Raw genomic sequence first — 18,047 nt, 5'->3', positions numbered from 1 at the left:
ACCTCGTCCGGTGCCCAGCTCTGGAATGCGGGATACTGCATGGCTGCCTCACATGATTTTCGTAGTGGTCCCCAACTTTGAGTGGGTGGAGCTGCCTAGAATCCAGTACGGCGGAAGCTCGGTAAGGCCGCCAGGAATCTGAAGTGAGACGTACGCGGTGTACGGAACCGCGGTGTCGAATCGGAGCTGAGTGACTGCATTCGGCGCGTTCTCAACATCTGCGACAACGAGACTCATAGAGGAGTTCCCGTGACCTTCAATGGCGCCGAACTCCGCGGCCCTGGCATTGAACCTCTCGGGCCACTGCACGGCCGTCAGATCGACGGATAGCGGCATCGCCACTACGACCTGAGTGCACCCGCCCTCGAAGGGCGTAAAGTTAATTGCGCTTACGTTTTTCACGATCGTAATGGAACTCATCTTCGGAATCTGCGGCGTAAGGTCTGCAAACCTGTAAACCATGCTCACGAGAACACCATCGAAAAGTGCGCTGGTATCAACGGGCATCTCGGATGTTCCTGTGGTGTAGGGCAGCAGCCATGCCGAGAATTGCGAGCCATCATTGTACTCCCTGATGGCTAGATTGTTGGGCTGAGGCGGATTGGTTGCACGCCCGCCAGAGGCGGGCGATTTCATCCGACCACCCATGACGAAGAGAATTAGATCTCCGACACGGGTTTCTACAGGTATGGCTGCGGAAGTTACCTCCTGGCCTTTGAACCTGATGGCTTCGACCCCGATGCAGACGGGATACTTCACAATCGGGGCGACACTCCCTGTAGGAACCCACCGGGCGCCGTCGTACGTGAAGGACTCGCCCGGAACCCACCCTGCCCCGTTGAACACCTGAGGCCCGACAGGGAGCCAGGCGTTCCCGCTTCTGACGAATGCCGAGTTAGCCATACTTCACCCACACATCTCCGGCGACTGGAGACACCGGAGCTGTAGGCCCGGAGAACACACGGGCCGTGCCGACATTCGACGCCACGACCTGCCCCGTGGTGGTGACGTTGCCTCCCTTGGGAAGGTTGAGGTCCCCGGACTTCTGCACATTCAGGAGATCGACACTCCCGCCGGCCCTACCGTCGGAGATGACGAAAGCCTTACCTGTGCCTCCGTTCGTGCCGACTACGAGCGGGATATGAGGTCCGTTGGCGTCGACGTACAGTGCGCCTGACGCCTTAAGCCGGGTGAAGACCCGCTCGTTCTGCCAGGACGGAGCCTCGGTGGCGAGGCGGAAGACATCGCCGCCGGTGTCGCCCTTGCCCTGAGCATCGATTCCCGCAACTACCGCTTCCAGCCAGCCGGTTCCCTTAGCAACCAGGGCCTGATTGACGCCGGCCTTCGCCACGTAGCCCTGAAGTCGGCGGTTGGCCTCGGCCACACTGCCGTGCGGGTCGTCCGCGGTCTTGTGCGCCTGAAGCTCCGAATAGGCGGCCGTTGTGTCGAGCGCTACACGACCATCGCCGAAGTCCACCCAGACCCGGCTGCGGCCATCCGCAGGGCCGTAGAACTCGGGGACCATGCCTCGGTGATCAGAAGTCACGCTCTCAATGCGAGCACCATCAACAGTCAGAAGATCGGTGATACGTGACGCTGCCGCGTCTGCTCCAGTCCAGACGTGCCCCGAGGCGTTCGGTACACGTGCTCCGCGCGAATCCTCTGCGGCCTCGGAGGCGGTACCACCAAAAAGGTTACGTGCCATATCTGCTCCCAATTATCCGAACTGTCCGGTCTCGTACGTTCCTGTGAAATGCAGAATCGCACCTGCATGGAACTGGAACATGTAGTACAAATGCCCATCATCGTTGCCGCTTTGGTTCAAAATCCGAGCGTAGGTGCCACCCCAGTCCTTCCATGACATAGCGGCGATAGTTCGGAAGCTGCCTCGCCTAGCGTTGTGGTAGACCCCGCTGTGCACCTGCGCGGTAAAGCCGCTGGCACTCAGAGGCAGGGTGAAACTCAAGCCCTCGTGGGCTACGACGTCGTAGTCATTACGGTTCTCAATCGTCATCGAATACCACACCTGGCTTGGCCCGACATGCCGATAGAACCCCTCAAAGGAGATTCCATTTACTGGACCGTTGTGTCCAACGAGCTGCGGTGTATACGGGAACGTTTTTCCGTAGTTAACGACCGGAGTAGTTCCGTACTTCGTCTTGACCTGCGTCCGGTAGTCACCAGAATTATTAACGTCTGTGTCAAGCAGCTCTGAGTGAATGGGAAGGTGCTTCAGCACGTAATCGGCGTACCAAGGCGCCGCTACGGTCTGCGGCATCCGGTAAGGCAACGTCGGGATGATCGAGGAGGCGTTGTTGGACTTTGGCTCAATGCGGACTTCTGCGACGGCCATTTCCCAGATCCCACCTTTGGTTCGCTCAGGTGTGGGGGAAACCGGATTGGAAGCCGGCAGGCCCTTCTTCACGGCGAGGTTGACCGATCCCTGCGCAAGGTCGGCACGAAGGACTATGAGGTCAATCCGAGGCTGAGTCGAGAGGTTCTCCGAGAGAGTCACCATTGCCTGTTCGGTCAACTTGTAGTAGAAGCCGCCGATCCAGGCATTACCAGGCTCCACCGCGAGCACCCGGGCCGCGTTTGTATTCGTAACCCTCAGCGGGTGGTCGATTCCGTTGCCGTCCTTCAGTTCGAAGTCGGCACAGTCGGTCGCCCACAGAGTCGACATGGACTGCCAATCGGCTTGAGTGACAAGATCTGTACCACCTGTCAGGCTCTTGGCATTGAATGGGTAGCTAATCTCAGGCATGGGTTACTTCCTCGACTCCAGCCGCGCAAGGCGGGTACGCATTTCGTTGACTTGCTTGTAGAGGTTCAGCGGCATTCCCGTGCCTTGCTCGCCCAACTTGGGGGTGACCGTCGCCTTGCCCTGCTCAACTGAGATGGAGACCTCGTTCACGAATTCCTGGTACTCGACACCGTCAATAGAGACGGTGACTTTGTCGCCCACGAAGTAGTCACGGCCGAACTGGATCTGCTCCGTGTCGATGGGGTAGATCTGGAAGTTTCCGGTCTTCTCGCCTTCGGCAAGCGCGTCCTTAGCCGCCTCCTCGGCGGAGTCCAGCGCCGCCTTGAGGGCCTTCACAGGGTCGAGCGGCTTACCGTCGTCGCCCTGTGGAAGCTCGTCGTCCGGAGTCGCCAGGACGGGTTTTCCGTCCGGGCCTGTCTTGACGGGCAGGTCTCGGCGGTCAATGAACTTCTCAGCGATGACCCCCCATTCGGCCTCAGCCGCGGTGGCCCTCCGCTCCAGGAGGAAGCGGTCCTTCCCCTCGCCCTGGCACGCCACGATTGCCCGAGTGACCTTCGGAGCTTCGAGGGTCCAGGTGAGCTCACGCAGGTTGCCGAGCTCCTTGGCGAAGCGGATCTCCGCGGACAGGTCGCGAGGCTTGAAGAACTTGAACTCGATCTTCCGGGTATCCGGGTTGTAGACGAATCGGTAACCGAACTTCCGATCCTTGAGCCACTTCTCAAGCAGCTCCCCGAGGGCGTCATACCTCACGGTGTCCTTGACGCCGTCGGCCCACTGCGAACCCCAGAAAGAGCCCATCTCCACGCCCGCGACCCTGCGGTCAGCCAAGGCGCCGGCGCCCACGGCACGGTTGATCTCCCACCAGGACGCCGAGCCATACTCTCCGCTCGCCGAGCGGTTCGGCTGCGCGGTGAACTGCTTGTCAATCGCCTTGTCTGGATCGGGGAACGCCACCCGGCCATACGGGATGGCGTTGTCGCAGGTGCCGGAGAAGTAGGTGGACCCCGGCCCGGTGTGGTGCTCGGTCGTCCAGTAGCGGTTGAACTTCGTCACCGGTCCGGATAGAACCGGCTCGGTGACGCCGTCCTGCCAGACGACGATGCCGTACCCCATCTGGAGAAGCTGAGACTGCTCAGTGCCGTCCTTCAGAAGGAGCTGCCAGGAGCCCACGCGGCAGAACTTGACCACGAACTCAAGCTTGGTGAACTGGTCGATCTCTCCTACCCGGCGAAGCTCTCGATCCCTTACCTCGATGCGGTATCCCATTAGTAACACTCGTATCGTGCGCGGTAGTTCAGTCGAACCTCGGCCTGTGTTCCGCCCGTACTGCCGGGCGTGATGCTCACCGTGGGAGTGGAAGCGCCTGCGGGCAGTGCCCACAGGTGTGGATTGGCGCCAAGGCCGGGCCACCTGTTCGCGCCGAGGTCGTCACGGACGGTCTTGTAACCGGGACGGGTGTCGACGGTCAACGTCCGACCGGACGGAACGGCGTCCTGTCCGTTTTTGCCTGCGGCCTCGAAGGACTCGCCGGCCTCGGAGGTGAAGCGGAAGGATTGGACCGGACCCTTGATCTTCCAGATCGGCCACGCCTTCACGTCTCCCGGGTTGTCGATCGTGACCTTGTTGTCCACGATCCGGTTGTTCGAAAGCGAGATGGGCAGGAGGGGCTTCTGTGTGCCAGGCCGGGTCAAGAGGCCCCGGCCTTCGCTGAAGCTCCACTTCGCGGCCTGTGTCAGGTCGTCATAGAACCAAGGATCAAACGCTGTGAACTGGAGCCCGTACTTCGTCCAGGAGAAGCCCGCCTGATCGTCGGACTCGTTCCCCTGCATGCCGTCCTTGTAGTAGCAATACAGGTAGCGGTCCGAGCCGTCGGACTCGGTAAACCGGAGGACGCAGAAGCCGTTCTCGGCGTTGAGTTCCCGAATGAGCTGGGCCTTCAATGCCCGCACTGATCTGCGGTCGATCCCGTGGAGGTATACCGGCAGCATGATTTCGCGGGCCGCGGTGCGGGCACTGCGGAACATGGAGCCGTCCAGGTTCGGGCTCTCATCTGAGTGCAGTTCACGGGGCGCCGCATCTAGGCCGGTTGCGCCGGCCTGCATGAGAATCCCCGGCCACATGGGGCCTCTGAAGCCGGTCAGGGAGATCTCTCTGCCCTTCCCGCCCCTGCCGGTGATAGTGACCGACGTCCGCGCCCACTTCACGGGTGTGGGCGGCCTTTGCGATGGGTCAACTATCTCGCCTGAGTCGACGTCGTACTTTGAGGGGATTGGCATGTGTCGGACCTCCTTTTGGGCATGGGAAAGGAGGGGCGGAGTATTCGCCCCTCCCGTCCTCTTGCTTAGGCGTACATCGTTTCGGCGTACTGAAGAGCCCGCACGATTTCACGCTCGGTGGGTGCACCGGTCGTGTTGTGGATGTGAATCTCGTACCTCTTGCCGCCGAGGAGATCGCTCGTCGCTTCTGCGGTGTGGACACGCTCACCGCCACGGAAGTTCACCAGTTCCGGTCCCTTCTCCCCGAGGAGGGCGAGTCCCGGACTGGCGCTACCGGTTCCGTTCTCGTACCAGTGGTTCCGCTGCCAGAAGTCCCACGCCCCGTTGGGGTCGCCGTATCGGCCCTTGATGTAGTCCATCCCCCACTTGATCTGTGTGGCCGGGTTGGTCGCCCAGTCAGATCCTGCGGAGTCCATCTTGGATGCGGGGAGTGCCTGGAACAGGCCGTAGGCCCCCGAGGAAGGGTTCTTGGCCTGAGGGTTCCAACTTGATTCCCGGGTGAGGATGTTGTTCAGCGCATCCCACTGGGTCGACCAGCCCATTTGAGCGAGGGCCTGTCGAGCCGTGTCCTGAATGGAGCCGTCAAGGCCACCGTCGAAGGTTCCCCCGATCTTGGAAACCGAGCCAGGCCAGGCGTTGAAACTCGGCCCGTCGGCGTTCACGGCACCGCCTGTGGGACGGAGAGCTGCCGTAGCCGAACGCCAGTAACCCTGCGAGCGCTTCAGCGAGTTGGACTCGTTGCCTCCAACGGTCTCATCAGCACCCGTACGGATGTTGATGTGGCCGTTACCGCCGTAGGTCATCAGGTCGCCAGGACGCGACTCCGATATGGGTACGTGTTGCATGGCCGCGTTCCAGGTGGCCACCGCGGGCCACCGATTTCCCGGTGCTCCCATGGGGCTCCCGCCGTACGCGGCGTTCGCGCCGGCCTGGTCGACTACGTACGAGACGAAGTCAGCGCACCACGCCTCAAAGTTGCCCTGGTTGTACTTCGCTCCGCCCACCAACGGGGCTTCCTTAGCGAACTCCGCCAGGGCGGTTTTGACGACCGCCCCACCACCAGCGTTGACGTGCTCGTCTACCCACGACGCCCACTTCCCGAAGTGCGGCTTGCCCTTTTCGAACATGCCGGAAACGATCCCGCCGGACGTCCCGAAGACCCTGCGGATCTGTCCGAGCATGGGATCGAGAACCTCGGACCATCCTTTCCCGAACGCCGTAGCGTAGTCAGGGAGTTCATCATCCTTGTGCTTGCCGACCCAGTCAGCACCGCCCACGATGCCGCCGTTGGCGTAGATGTTTCCACCCTGCTTAGCCTGAGCGTTCCATCGGTGGATGGTCTCTACTCCCAGAGCCCGGACGACCTCCGGGCGAAGGATGCCTTCGCCCTCGGAGAGCATGGCAGGCACTGTGTCTACGCCGGGCCGGTAGCCCGGCACGACACCACCAGTCGCAAAGTGGAGCTCGGTCAACGGAGCCGGAGCCCCGGCGAGCCGGGCCATCGCCGACATCATCCCGACCGCACCTCGGTTGTACGGCCCTCCGACCGTGCTCCTGGTGGACGAGTCCACGTGGGACATCGCCGAGGACCAGGCGCTCCGGATCGTGGAGCCGGAGTTCTCGAAGTGGCCCTTCAGGCCCGTGATGCTGCCCTGAAGACCAGCGAACGAGGCCGCGAGGCTGGCCGCCATAGACGCGGCCAGGCCCTGAATCCCTGAGGTGGCAGATCCGACCGTGGACTGAATCCCCATCCAAACGGATCGGACCGTGGCCTCGAACTGTCGCTCGGTCTGCGTGAGCGGCCCTGAGAGGTGAGCGGACCACCGAACCTGTGCAGGGACGATTCCCTGATCAACCGAGGTCTGTACCGAGGTGGTGACGGCGGTCCAGGTGGACGCGGAGAAGACCCCGAAACTACCGAGGTCATCACGAACTCCCTTAAGGACAAGCCTGATCCGAGCTGCCGCATCCTCGAACGCCTTCGCATCCGGGACGACCGCCACATCATCGGCGGCACCCCCACCCGCGAGCGTCCCGTTCTTGGCTCCAGCGTTCAGGCCGTTGATCGCCTGAGCGCCGAGGGCTCGTACAGCCTCCGGACGGAGGACACCCTCACCCGGCGAAAGCCGGGCGTGAACAGTGTCATGCCCCGGGCTGTAGCCCGGAACGATCCCGCCGTCAGCGAAGTCGAAAAGTCCTGTCGTGTTCGGGAGCGCGTCCTTGGCCTGTCCGTAGACGTCCTGGAGGACCTGCTTCGAGTACGCGAGGGGGCTGTCCGCTATCTCCTTGTAGCCCCCGATGGTGTCCTTGACCATGTCGAACGTGCCGAAGACCATGTCTTGGATCTCAGAAATGGCTGCCTTGACCGTTGCCGTGGGGTCAGTCACGAGCTGCTTTCCGATACTCCAGAGGGACTTTGCCGAGTCCCAGACACCCTCGCCGGTGTCCTTCAGCATCTGCCAGATCGTTTCGGGGTTCAGAAGATCCTTAACAAACTTTCCGCCGCGCTGGAGGATGTTGCCGTCACCCTTCCAGACGTCGTCCCAAAAAAGCTGGCCGGCGGATGGGAGGACGCCTCCCGCGATGGCGCCGACGATCTGACCGACACCGCTCGGGGTTCGCTTCATGATGTCCGGCAGCTTGTCCGTGATGAAGTCGCCGACACCGTAGAACTTCTGAGCCAGGCCCTGACCTGTGCGGCCACCGCCCGACCTGGAGCCGAACGCCATAGCGTTCGTGCCCAGGGCGCCGGGGAGCCCGGCTGCCTTGTCCAGGAACCCGACGGTCGTGCCGAACAGCTTGATCAGCGGTGCGATATTGAATGTCTCGCGCTGCTCTTGAATCATCGAAAGGCCGGGAACCACGCCTCCGTTGGCGAACGGCATCGCATCAGGCCCGAAGCCCCTACTGCCGATCTTGCCCTTAATCGCTTGGGCGTTCCAATGGTCGATGGTGCCAGCGCCCAGAGCTCTGACGACTTCCGGGCGGAGGATGCCTTCACCGGGGGAGAGGTAGGCGTATACGGAGTCGACTCCCGGCGAGTAGCCGCGAAGGACACCACCACGCGCCCTCCTGGTGTCCGGCTTCTTGTTGGAGCCCCCAGGGCCGTTGGAGCCGGGCAGGCCCATCTTCTCGTTGATGCCGTTGATGCCGCCGTCAAGGTCACTCGCCTTCTTGGCGGCCTCGTCCAGGGCCGACTTGAGGTTGTCGACCTCGGTCTTGACTGTGTTCAGCTTGATGGCGTCGAGCGCATCAAGCCGGGATGCGAGCCCGGCGTTCGGGCCGCGCCCCTTCGGCGTGCCGACCTGATCCCAGGCGTTCCGGGCGGCGGTCGTCACGTCATCGAACTGAGACTTCAGCGCTGAAAGCGATTGCGCCTTGAGGGCCTCGACACGGCCCACCGCTGAGTCGATCTTGTCTCGTGCACCATCAGCCGCAGACTTCAGAGCGTCGAACGCCTGAATAAGCGCTGACAGTGACTGTCCGGCAAGTGCCCGGGTCTTGCTGTCGGCCTGGCCGATCTCGGCGCCGGCCTGGCGGGCGTTGGTCTCAAGCTGCATGAACGCGGAGTGGACCGTACCCAGCCCCTGGCCATTGAGCTGGGACACCTGAGTCTGTGCCTGGTTGACCTGCGTGCCAGCGTTGTTGGCGCTGGTGCCAAGCTGGTTGACCTGCCCATGGACAGTGCCGAGGCCCTGGCCGTTGAGCTGCTCAATGCCCTTGATTTTAAGGTCTCGGACCGCACCTTCAGTGAGTCCCACATCGCGCTTGAGCGCGTCAAACTCGGCTTGGAGCTGAGTCAGTTTGGCGTCGTTGACCGGTGAGACACCCCGTGTCTTGACGTCCTTCAATGCCTGCTCAGCGTCCTTCGCCGCCTGCTCAAGGGACTGCCCTGAGGAGCCTGCGATCTGGCCGGCCAGAGTCGTGAGGTTCTGCCGGTTGACGGTCTTCAGCTCTTCCTGGACGTCCTTCAACTTCTGCTTCAGGTCCTGGAGGGACCGCTCTGCTGCGGTCGTATCCATCGCGATTCGCTGAGACGGAGTCTGGTTGCGTGCAGCGTGACGGGGAGGCCGGTTGGCTCGTGCATCCTGTCGGGCAGACCTGCGGTCGTCCTGGTCCCGAGCCAGGCCCGAGTCAGATTCGAACCGTTCAAGGTTGCGCTGTGCCCGAACCCTGGTCGCCGGGTCCGTCGAACGGGCGTCGTCCCGAGCGTTCTCGTTGCGGATTCGCTGGCGCCTGCGGACGTCCCGCTCCTCCGTGGAACCGAAGCCTCCGGTGAGAATCTCTCCACCGCGTCGGCCGTAGCGTCCAGCTGTACGGAAGCGGCCGTTCTCACGGGCGCTCTCCTGGAATCGGCCTGACCTTGTCTCACGGTTTCGGATGTCATCCCGACGGTTGTCGTAACCCTCTAGGAAGGTTCCGCCGTTACGTCTGGACCTGGCGCCCTCTCGCACCTGCGATCCGTACCGTGCGGTACCTCGCGCACCTCGACCAGCGGCACCGACCAACGCTGCCATGGGGCCGAGCATCTTGCCGAACTTGCCCAGGGCCTTGGTGGCCAGGCCGAAGGCGATAAGGAAAGGTGCGGCAAAGGCGAGGGCCTTCACCAGGGTTGCCAGCTTCTCGCGCACGTCAGGGTGCGCGGCCATCCAGTCGGCGACGTTCTTGACCCAGCCCATCACGACCTCTAGGCCCTCGAAGAACGTAGTCAGGATGGTCACAGCGCTTGGTTTGAGCGCCTTCGCGATTTCCTGCACCTTGTTGATCAGGCCGCCGTCATAGCCGGTGACGACGCCGTTCTCGCCCTTGACCGGCGTTCCCATGATCTTGGTGCCGAGCTTGGTGTATTGGACGTCGCCGTTCTCATCGACCTTGCCGAACATCCGACTGAGGCCGTCGACGCTGCGTTCCTTGATGGCCTGGACACGACCGGTCATAGTCATGTTCGTGGCGTTCTTCGCCGCATTCGCGTAGCTGCCAGTGTTGCCCTGTTTGGCCACAGCATCAGCAAGGAGGTTGGCCGAGACTCCGACGCCCGTCCGATCACCCATCATCTTGTAGAGGAGCTGGGAGTCCTCCATGTCGTCTACCTCGGTGTCGACCTCCGTCTTGTACTCCCCCTTCTGGGGAGTCTTCGGGGCGATGGGCGACTTGGTGGTCTTCCGCTTCTCTGGCGAGAGATTGTCGTAAGCGGCCTTGTCCTTCTTGTAGTTGGCCATCTTCTCGTTGTAGATCCGCTGGTCCGCGATCCAGTCAGAGTCCACGGACGAGTTGTACGAGGTGACCTTCGATGCCTTGTCCTTAAGACCTACCTGCTTCTTCGCCCGGAACGCTTCAACGTCGATGCCCATCATCTGGGCGAGGACTTCAACCGGAGTGTTGGTCCCCCGCGCGAACTGTTTCAGGTACCGAGCGTCAACCTTGCCGCGGTCGAGCATCATGTCGAGCGCGTACATCGCCGAGTTGACCTTCTCGGGCGTCGGTGTTCCGTGAAGGCCGGCCATGTTGCCGATGCCGGTGATGACCTTTGAGCCCTGGTCCAGGGCCTTCTTGCCGGTGCCCTTGGGGTCCTTCGCGCGGTTGTCGTCGTGGTAGTAGTAGTTCTGGCTGAACTGCCGGAGGTACTCGTACATCGCCGTGACCTCATACGGCGTCTGGAACGCATACTCCTTGATCGCTCCCACCGCAGAGGCGACGTCCTTACCGTCGAAGCCCTGCGCCTTGAGGCCCTGAGTCGCAAGGACCTGCTGATCGAAACTCTTCACACCGACTGCCGACATAAGGCCGGCGGCGGTCGAGAGCGGGGCAATCAGGCTGGTGGTGATGGTCCGACCCAGCTCGCTCACGTTCTGGCCGAACGTCTCCAGTCCTCGGCTCGCGCTGCCCCACTGCGTAGTCAGCGTGGTCGTGTGAAGACCGTTCTGTTTGGTCAGATCTCGAAGCGCCCGGTTGTTGGCCTCGATGGTGCTGCGGAAGTGGTCGCGCATCTGGTTGAGCGTGGAGATTTCGCCAGCCAACCGCTGTTGCTGAAGACTCCGCTGTTCCCGGGCCTGCTCCAGCATCAGGGCCTTGTGCTCAGCGAGGTTGGCCCTCGTTGCCGCCAAAGCTTCCCGGCCTGAGGCAATTTCTACCTGATACGCGGCACGCGCCTCGGTCTTGAGCTGAGCGAACAGCGATGTGACTTCGGCCTTCTTCGCCGACGCGGCGCGCTTGGCATCCTGGAGCGCTAGGTCCGCTTCCATGCGCTCTGCCCGGTAGGCGGTCTTGGCCGCCTGCTCCTGGGCCTTCGCGGCGTCCACCGCGGCCTTGGTCTCCATCTCCCGGTTGAGCTTGATCGCCCGGGAATGGTCGCGGTCCAAGCGTTCCACGGCGGTGAGCCGGTCCCGCTCCGCCTTCTCCTTAGCCACGGCAGCGGCCTTCGCCGCCGCTACCGCCTCATCGAGGATCTTCTTCTCCACCACGATGGCGCTCTGAAGCGCCTTCTTCTGCTCGGACGAGGCTTCCTTCATCAGCTTCGTCTTGGCGGTCTCGAACTTCTCGAAATCCTTGAATCTCTGGGCCATCTCTTCGCCGCTGAACTTAGTCAGTGACTTGACGATCACCTTGCGTGCGGCCGAGGAATCCTTCTCAGTGGACTCCGCAGACTGGGCGGCCTTCTTAGTCTCACCTTCGACCGCCTTCCGGGTATCCTGGGCGGCCTTCGTGCCGCCGGTAACGATCCCCTTGAATCCCGCAGTCAGAGCCGTAGAGAACCCCTCGCCACTTTCCTTGCCCGCTGCGGTGAGGCCCCGGACTAGATCCTTCTGGATCTTCGCTAGGGCAGCCGCGTCAATTTGCGGCTTGACATCAATGTATCCACTGCCGACCTTTACTGCATCGCGGCCACGGGTAGCCATACGCGCCTCCTAAAGGGGACTCATGTGAGTGAAGAAGGCGGCGACATCTTCGCCGGACGCAAAGCTCTCAGGCGCGGGCGTAGCCGCCGTGGACTGCCCCGGCCGCCAAATAGGCTCGGGCGGTTCAAAGTCATCGGAGTCAGAATTGGCCCGGAGGAACAGATAGTTCGACACCTCGATACCGTCAGAGATGCGGGCGAGGATGTGATCTGTCACACCCCAAACGGACGACTCATCGACCTCGGCCAGAAGCAGAGATCGGCCAGGTTTGTTGAGTAGCGATCGGATCAGCACCGATACGCGGCGGATTGACAACCGCCCCCGCCAGAGGTCAGCGAGGTCTACTCTGAAGAATTCGAGGAGATCCGCTTCCAGTTCATCGGGGTGTTCCCGGATGGCGAGGACGGTTCGCGTTAGTTTCCCGACTCACCGTAGCCAGCGGCCGTGGAGACCTTGTCTGCGAACACGGCGAAGTCTCGGAGGGTGGCGCCACTGGCCTTGTACTCCTCCCACTTCGCATAGCCGATGATGATCTTGATCATCTCGACCTCATCGTCCGCTTCCAGCAGGGAGACCGGCATGTCGAGCGGGGCCGGAACGGTGAACTCGATGCCGGCGTGCTCGAAAACGGTCGACTGCTCCGCGGCCTCCGCCTCGATGGCGGGCTTAACGGCGGCGGTCTTCTTTGCAGTGGTCTTGGTAGGCATGGGCGCTCCAGTGGTGAGATGTCCGGGGTGAGATGAGAGAGGCCGGGGAATACGAGCCCTCCCCGGCAGGGGGTTCAGCTAGCGGTGCTTCTTAGACGCCCGCAGATTCATCGGGGCCGGCTCCGGAGTTTCTTGAGGTTCTGACCTCAGGACTACGGAGCCACCGGGTTTCCCGCAGGGTCCTTGTCGGACAGCAGGTAACCGAGGGTGCCGTCGGAATCGAGCGCGTCAATCGTCAGTTCGAACTTCTGGTTTTCGGTCCGGGTAAGCGTGATCGCGCCCCGGTCGGAAATCATTGCCCGGGAGATCACCGCCCGGTATGCGCCCTTGGCGTCACTCCAGTCCACGACAAGGGAAATCTCATCGAGTTCCGGGTTCGACGCCAGGTCCAGACGCCAGATCTCCTTGCCGACTTCGCCGGACTTCGCCCACTTGGCGCCGAAGAACAGCTCGGTGTTGAGTTGCGAGAATTCCATCAGAGTCGCCTTGACCTGGAAACTCGCCGACTTCACGGTGTAGAGCACAGGGGTAGCCGACTGCCAGACATTCACCGCGTCGGACTGGATAGACGGGGTGATGGTCACGCCCGACTCGTCCACATAGCCGAGCGGCTTAAACGCGGGGTCGAGCGCCTTGACGTCCACCGGGACCTTCGGCTTGATGCCGGTCTTCGGGATGGGGGCAATAGAGATCGAGCCCGAAGGCGCGAAGCGAATCTTGCTGGCATCACCAGTAGCAGCCATATGAACTCCTAAAAAGGGTATGAAAAAACCCCCGACGACGCGGGGGTCAAAGGGGGTTGACTGGAAGTCAGCTCAGGAACACGGCGACTTCGCCGAGATAGCGATGCTCACGAGAGGTCGAGTCCGGCATGTACTTGGGCGAGGAGATCTCGTCCACATCGAGCACCTGGACCACGCCGGCCGTAGACGACGGCAGACGTTCAAGGAGAAGCTCACGGACGAGGTACGCCAGCTCTACGGCTGCGTATCGGTCCTCGGCATAGACGGAGTACGCGATGTCCGCGCGGTCCATGGCGTCACGGATGACGCGGAAGCCGCCGGAGTGCTCTAGATAGACAGCCGTCCGGCCTGGTTCTCTGCCGACCAGGTCACCGGTCACGGCGCCGGGGGGGACCTCCGGCGAGGTGGTGAGGAAGTCGTGGACGATCATTACGGGGTCCGCTTTCACTGGGACCTCGACTTCATGAGGGCCGTCTTCAGCGTGTGCCAGCCTGGGTGCCAGGTGCCGCCTCTGTCCGTCCACCCGTACTCCACGAGGAGCGCGTGGCGGTCGGCTACGACGTAGCCCACGGGGGTGCCGTCAACCCGCTTGATGCCCGAGTTGATGTTGCGGCTGTGCATGTTCCACGACCCCTTCTTGTTCTTCGGGGCGTAGGACTTGGCATAGCCGATGATCAGCGAAGTCTTGGCCTTCAGCTCCTGAGTCATGGCGGGGGAGTCCAGGGCGCGGAGGAGGGCGGCGGGATCGATCTCGACGCCGGCCATCAGTGCTCCACCCGCCAGGCCCGGACCCGTACATGCCGGATGGTCAGGCCGTAGCGCCACTCCATCGGGTCGCCGTCGACTTCGTACCAGAGCCCCCCATAGAGGATCTGATCTGCCGAGTCCACACCGGTTCCGGCGGGAAGGTAGACCATGAGCCGTTCCTGTGCAGTCTCCCTCTCGGGGGAGCGGGACTCGAAGCCTCGGTCGGGCTGGACGTTGGCGGGGCCTTCGTAGACCACCGCGGCTTTTGCCCAGTCCCGCCGCTTGGTGTAGGCGTTCGCTTCCAGCGCGGCCCGGCGGATTTTCACCCGATCATCGAACAGATACATAGCCGCCCTCCGGAGCCCAAAGGGAGTCCTCACGAGTGAGGTCGATGGAGGAGAACTTCTTCCGGTATCGCTTCAACGTCGTACGTGCGGCAGGGGACAGGGTCTGTGCTGACGCGGTGGAACCGAACGTCACCTCGATGTCGCCAACTCGCTCAGAGACGATGCCGGGCTGTACGGCAAGCCACCGGATCACCTCGGCACAGATGATCGCCTTGACTCCCGCCGTGATGGGGGAGGGGAAGCCCGCGCCGCAGTAGTCGGCAGCGAGGGCCGAGGCGTCCTCAATGAACACCTCGACCCTTGCGCGTTCCGCGGCCTCGAACGTGCGCCCCAAGCGGACCTCAATGTCTGAAACCGTGATGGTCATGGGAACACCTCCGCCTACTTCGTGGAAGCTGGCACTACGGCGATCTGCTCCGGACGGATGATCTTCGCGTCGTAGAAGACGCGGGACTTCACGGCGGTGGTGAAGGACTTCTCCGGCTCGTACGCCTTCGTCTCGGCGTTCGGGATCAGGAGGGAGACCGCGTTGGCCGCGCCCATGATCATGTCCAGGCCGCGAGCCTCGTCGTGGGCATCGCGGACCAACTTCTGAACCGGGCGGTTACGGCGCTTGCCGAGCGTGCTGGACACGTAGACCGGCACGCCGAGAATCTGGCCGATCTGACCAGACGGGATGACCGCGGTGCCGCCGTAGTAGCTGGCATTGATGAACTTGTCCGAGAGTAGGAGCTTCGACCGGACGGACGGGGAGATCAGGAGGTAGCGGTCCTCGGGGGCGTAGTTGCCGTCCAGGATCTCGATAAGCTCGATGACCTTCTTATAGACGTCGTCCGGGGTGTCCGCGGCCGTCTTGGACGCCTCGACCGTGCCGTGAAGGTCCTTCAGCGCGGCGGTAGCCGGCGCATCCACGGGGTAGGACTTCTCGCCGTTGAAGTCCTTGCCCTTAGTCGCGAGGTTGATCGTCTGGGCCACCAGGCGGTCCACGTTGATGGCCAGCTCGCGGGCTCGCTCGGTGAGCAGGGAGTCAAACAGCGAGATGCCGTCCTTGGTCTGCCACTGGTGAACGCTGTCGATCTCGATGTTGAAGCTGGAGCCCTTACGGACTCGAACGTCCATGTACTCAAGCGACGCGTGGTCGGCGTCACCCATGGTGTCGTAGGCGCCCTTAACGCCCTGGTCGGTCACCCGGGTCGTGAAGTGGGGGACGTGCAGGACGTCACCCTCGCGCCGGAATTCGCCCTCGAAGTCCCGGTTGCAAATCTGCGAGGAACCGAGGACGAGCGACTCGTCAAGGTCGTGCAGTAGCTGAGCCGTGTACAGCTCAGGGACGAAGACATTGCCGGACTTGGCCTGGTAGGCGTCGCCCTTGGTGGTGTTAAAGCCTGCGGCAAACGTGGGGGCAGCAGTCATGGTTTCTCCAAACGAATGAGGCCCCCCGAAGGGGGCCTCATTAGGTGATTAATCAGGCGTCACCTCGGAGCAGGGAATTGAACTTCCCTTCCTTCCGTGCGGCAACGATCTGAGAGGGGGTCATGCGGGACATGTCGCTGTGGGAGAGCTGCGACACAGAGCTGCCGCCTTGTCGACCCAGGCCGAGATTCTGAGCGAACTTGGGTCGGGCTGCCGGCTGGGGGAGAGACGAGACGAACGAGCCGATCCGGCCGGTGTCCGGGGCGCCGTCTTCTCCGACAAAGGTGGTGATGTTCAGAAACTCGGAGCCCGGGAGAGTCACACCGGCCGTTGCGGCGTGGGCTCGAAGTTCCGCCTCAGCGAGGCGGGTGCCGTACTCGGCGACGGTCGCGTTTCGCGCCTCGGCCTTGGCTGCCTCAATGACCTTCTCCGTATCGGAGAGCTGCGACGTACGGAAGCCCTCAAGCTCTGTCGACGCCTGCTTGAAGCTGGCCTCGTTCTTACGAGACAGGGCCTTCCACTTCTCAAGGTCCGCCTGGAGCTGCGCGACGTCTGGCGTCGACTCCTGCGGCTCGGACTCAGATGCGGTGACGTGGTTCGGGTTGTCGCTCATGTGGTTCGTCCATTTCGGATCAGAAAGAAAAAGGACCCCGTTTCAGGGTCCGCGGAGTGGTGCTGTGCTGGGCTACTTCTTAGTGGTGTCCCTCATCTTCCGAGCGGAGTTACCGGCGTTGCCCTGCGGTGACTTCATTGCGGCCTTGCTGGCGTCCCCGGCCTTGGCGCCCTTGCCAGGGTCCGTCAGAGCGGCCTTGTCCGCCTCGGTCTGGTACTTGTCGGCCCGTGCCATTTCGGTCTTGGCCTCGTCCTCAAGCTGCCCGTCAAACCGTTCGATCTGCTGCGGCGTGTATCCGGCATCGAGCCAGAGCTGCCGCTTGGGGACGTTGAGCATCTGGAGCTTCAGCAGGGCGTCAACGTGTTGGGCCTCGGTGCGGTTCTCCGGGTCGCGCCACATGACCTCGGCCTCGAAGGCGTCAGCGCGGGCCTGGTCCTTCTTCACGAGGAAGCACAGCCTCATCACTCGCTCCCACGCCTCACCGAAGTGAGTCATCCTCTCCCGGGTCTTGGAGATGAGGCCGGCCTCAGCCGACGTGATCGCCTCGCCGCTCGGGGCGGAGCCCCCGTTCAGGAGGAAGTAATGGAAGGGGATGCGACTGATCGAGGCCATGTGCTGAACCAGCATGTTCACCAGGGTCACGTAGTTTCCGAGGTCGGCAGCCTCAAACTGCCCGAACTTCGCATTCGGGTCTTCAGCCTGAAGAAGTTTGTCGACAGCGACCTTGAACGGCTCCTTCGGGGTGCCGTTCTCGTCCTCCTCGATCTCCATACCGGAGACGTAGCGCTGTGGCCAGGCCGCGTATTCGGAGGCAACAAGACTGTCCGAAACCGTTTTGTTGATCGCGTCCTGAATCGGGATCACGACGTGGAGGTCTGAGATCGGATCGCCGACCAGTCGCCGCCGGTTCTGGATGGGTACAACCGGCACCACGCCCAGCGGATTGTCTTCCCGCTCGTCGATCCTGTAGCCGGCCAGCGTAGGTCCGCCCCTATATACAGCGTCGGGGAGCCACAGTGAGGTGTGCTCTCGACCCCAATCGTCGGTGTAGAACTTCGCTGCGGCCTCGATCTCACGGCGGCTGCCCGGCTTGTACTGCACCACTACGTCTTCCGCTGACTCAATCGTGATCGCTGGGTCGCCGGCCTCGTCAGCCCAAACAACCGCGTACGAAGCGCCACACACCATCGAGTCGAGATGTGCAGTCGACGCCTCGGAGTCCATGAAGTTCCGTTGCCAGATCTCTCGGGCTTCCTTATCCGATGTCGGTTCGTCGGCCATGCGGAATCCGTCAACGACCAGGCGCTCGTTCACCGAGTCCACGAGTAGGCCGCAGAAGTTGTCGTTCCAACTCTCGAAGACGTGGGCGTACTCGGCCTTGTACTTCGACTGTGCGAAGAGCATCCGCTGATGCTTACCGTCGTAGTACTCCCCATACCGGCGGTACCGACTACGGGTCGTCAGGAGCTTAGAGTGGAGGTAGCCCATCCATGCCTGCGGCGTAGTCGGGGGAGAGTTGATGTGGTCCGCAGGACCGGTCT

15 protein-coding genes are annotated in these 18,047 nt (G+C 62.4%); all 15 read right to left on the bottom strand.

What is annotated here, in order from left to right; translation table 11 throughout:
* Positions 1 to 48 precede the first annotated feature (48 nt).
* The gene (locus tag AC0Z36_RS12365; protein ID WP_485462853.1) at positions 49 to 759 is read right to left on the bottom strand and encodes a hypothetical protein; all 711 of its coding nucleotides are present in this window, start codon (positions 757 to 759) and stop codon (positions 49 to 51) included.
* Between the two features lie 136 nt (positions 760 to 895).
* Entirely contained in the window at positions 896 to 1,546 is a 651-nt protein-coding gene (locus AC0Z36_RS12360; RefSeq protein ID WP_485462852.1) for a hypothetical protein, read from the bottom strand.
* Positions 1,547 to 1,717: 171 nt separating this feature from the next.
* Complete coding sequence (locus AC0Z36_RS12355; RefSeq protein WP_485462851.1) at positions 1,718 to 2,764, bottom strand: hypothetical protein; 1,047 nt, start codon at positions 2,762 to 2,764, stop codon at positions 1,718 to 1,720.
* A gap of 3 nt (positions 2,765 to 2,767) precedes the next feature.
* Entirely contained in the window at positions 2,768 to 4,030 is a 1,263-nt protein-coding gene (locus AC0Z36_RS12350) for a siphovirus ReqiPepy6 Gp37-like family protein (RefSeq protein ID WP_485462850.1), read from the bottom strand.
* Positions 4,030 to 4,866 (bottom strand): phage tail family protein, encoded by an 837-nt coding sequence (locus AC0Z36_RS12345; RefSeq protein WP_485462849.1) that lies wholly within the window; start codon positions 4,864 to 4,866, stop codon positions 4,030 to 4,032. The genes AC0Z36_RS12350 and AC0Z36_RS12345 overlap by 1 nt, the downstream gene beginning before the upstream one ends.
* Before the next feature lie 239 nt (positions 4,867 to 5,105).
* Complete coding sequence (locus tag AC0Z36_RS12340; RefSeq protein WP_485462887.1) at positions 5,106 to 11,936, bottom strand: aggregation-promoting factor C-terminal-like domain-containing protein; 6,831 nt, start codon at positions 11,934 to 11,936, stop codon at positions 5,106 to 5,108.
* Positions 11,937 to 12,349: 413 nt separating this feature from the next.
* Positions 12,350 to 12,643: a hypothetical protein gene (locus tag AC0Z36_RS12335; RefSeq protein ID WP_485462848.1), complete on the bottom strand. Its 294-nt coding sequence runs from the start codon at positions 12,641 to 12,643 to the stop codon at positions 12,350 to 12,352.
* A gap of 152 nt (positions 12,644 to 12,795) precedes the next feature.
* Positions 12,796 to 13,386, bottom strand: a complete 591-nt coding sequence (locus AC0Z36_RS12330) for a phage tail tube protein (protein WP_485462847.1) — start codon at positions 13,384 to 13,386, stop codon at positions 12,796 to 12,798.
* Between the two features lie 67 nt (positions 13,387 to 13,453).
* On the bottom strand, positions 13,454 to 13,816 hold the full coding sequence (locus AC0Z36_RS12325) for a hypothetical protein (RefSeq protein WP_485462846.1): 363 nt from the start codon (positions 13,814 to 13,816) through the stop codon (positions 13,454 to 13,456).
* Positions 13,817 to 13,830: 14 nt separating this feature from the next.
* Complete coding sequence (locus AC0Z36_RS12320; protein WP_485462845.1) at positions 13,831 to 14,151, bottom strand: hypothetical protein; 321 nt, start codon at positions 14,149 to 14,151, stop codon at positions 13,831 to 13,833.
* Positions 14,151 to 14,480: a hypothetical protein gene (locus AC0Z36_RS12315; protein WP_485462844.1), complete on the bottom strand. Its 330-nt coding sequence runs from the start codon at positions 14,478 to 14,480 to the stop codon at positions 14,151 to 14,153. The genes AC0Z36_RS12320 and AC0Z36_RS12315 overlap by 1 nt, the downstream gene beginning before the upstream one ends.
* Positions 14,464 to 14,847, bottom strand: coding sequence for a head-tail connector protein (locus AC0Z36_RS12310; protein ID WP_485462843.1), 384 nt, complete (start codon positions 14,845 to 14,847; stop codon positions 14,464 to 14,466). The genes AC0Z36_RS12315 and AC0Z36_RS12310 overlap by 17 nt, the downstream gene beginning before the upstream one ends.
* A gap of 14 nt (positions 14,848 to 14,861) precedes the next feature.
* The gene (locus tag AC0Z36_RS12305; protein ID WP_485462842.1) at positions 14,862 to 15,893 is read right to left on the bottom strand and encodes a hypothetical protein; all 1,032 of its coding nucleotides are present in this window, start codon (positions 15,891 to 15,893) and stop codon (positions 14,862 to 14,864) included.
* 52 nt (positions 15,894 to 15,945) lie between these two features.
* Entirely contained in the window at positions 15,946 to 16,506 is a 561-nt protein-coding gene (locus AC0Z36_RS12300; protein ID WP_485462841.1) for a hypothetical protein, read from the bottom strand.
* Positions 16,507 to 16,578: 72 nt separating this feature from the next.
* Positions 16,579 to 17,994, bottom strand: a complete 1,416-nt coding sequence (locus AC0Z36_RS12295) for a phage portal protein (RefSeq protein ID WP_485462885.1) — start codon at positions 17,992 to 17,994, stop codon at positions 16,579 to 16,581.
* Positions 17,995 to 18,047: the final 53 nt, after the last annotated feature.

This window comes from Kitasatospora sp. UYEF31 (assembly GCF_057291755.1).
This window is presented reverse-complemented; position numbering and strand designations above follow the sequence as displayed.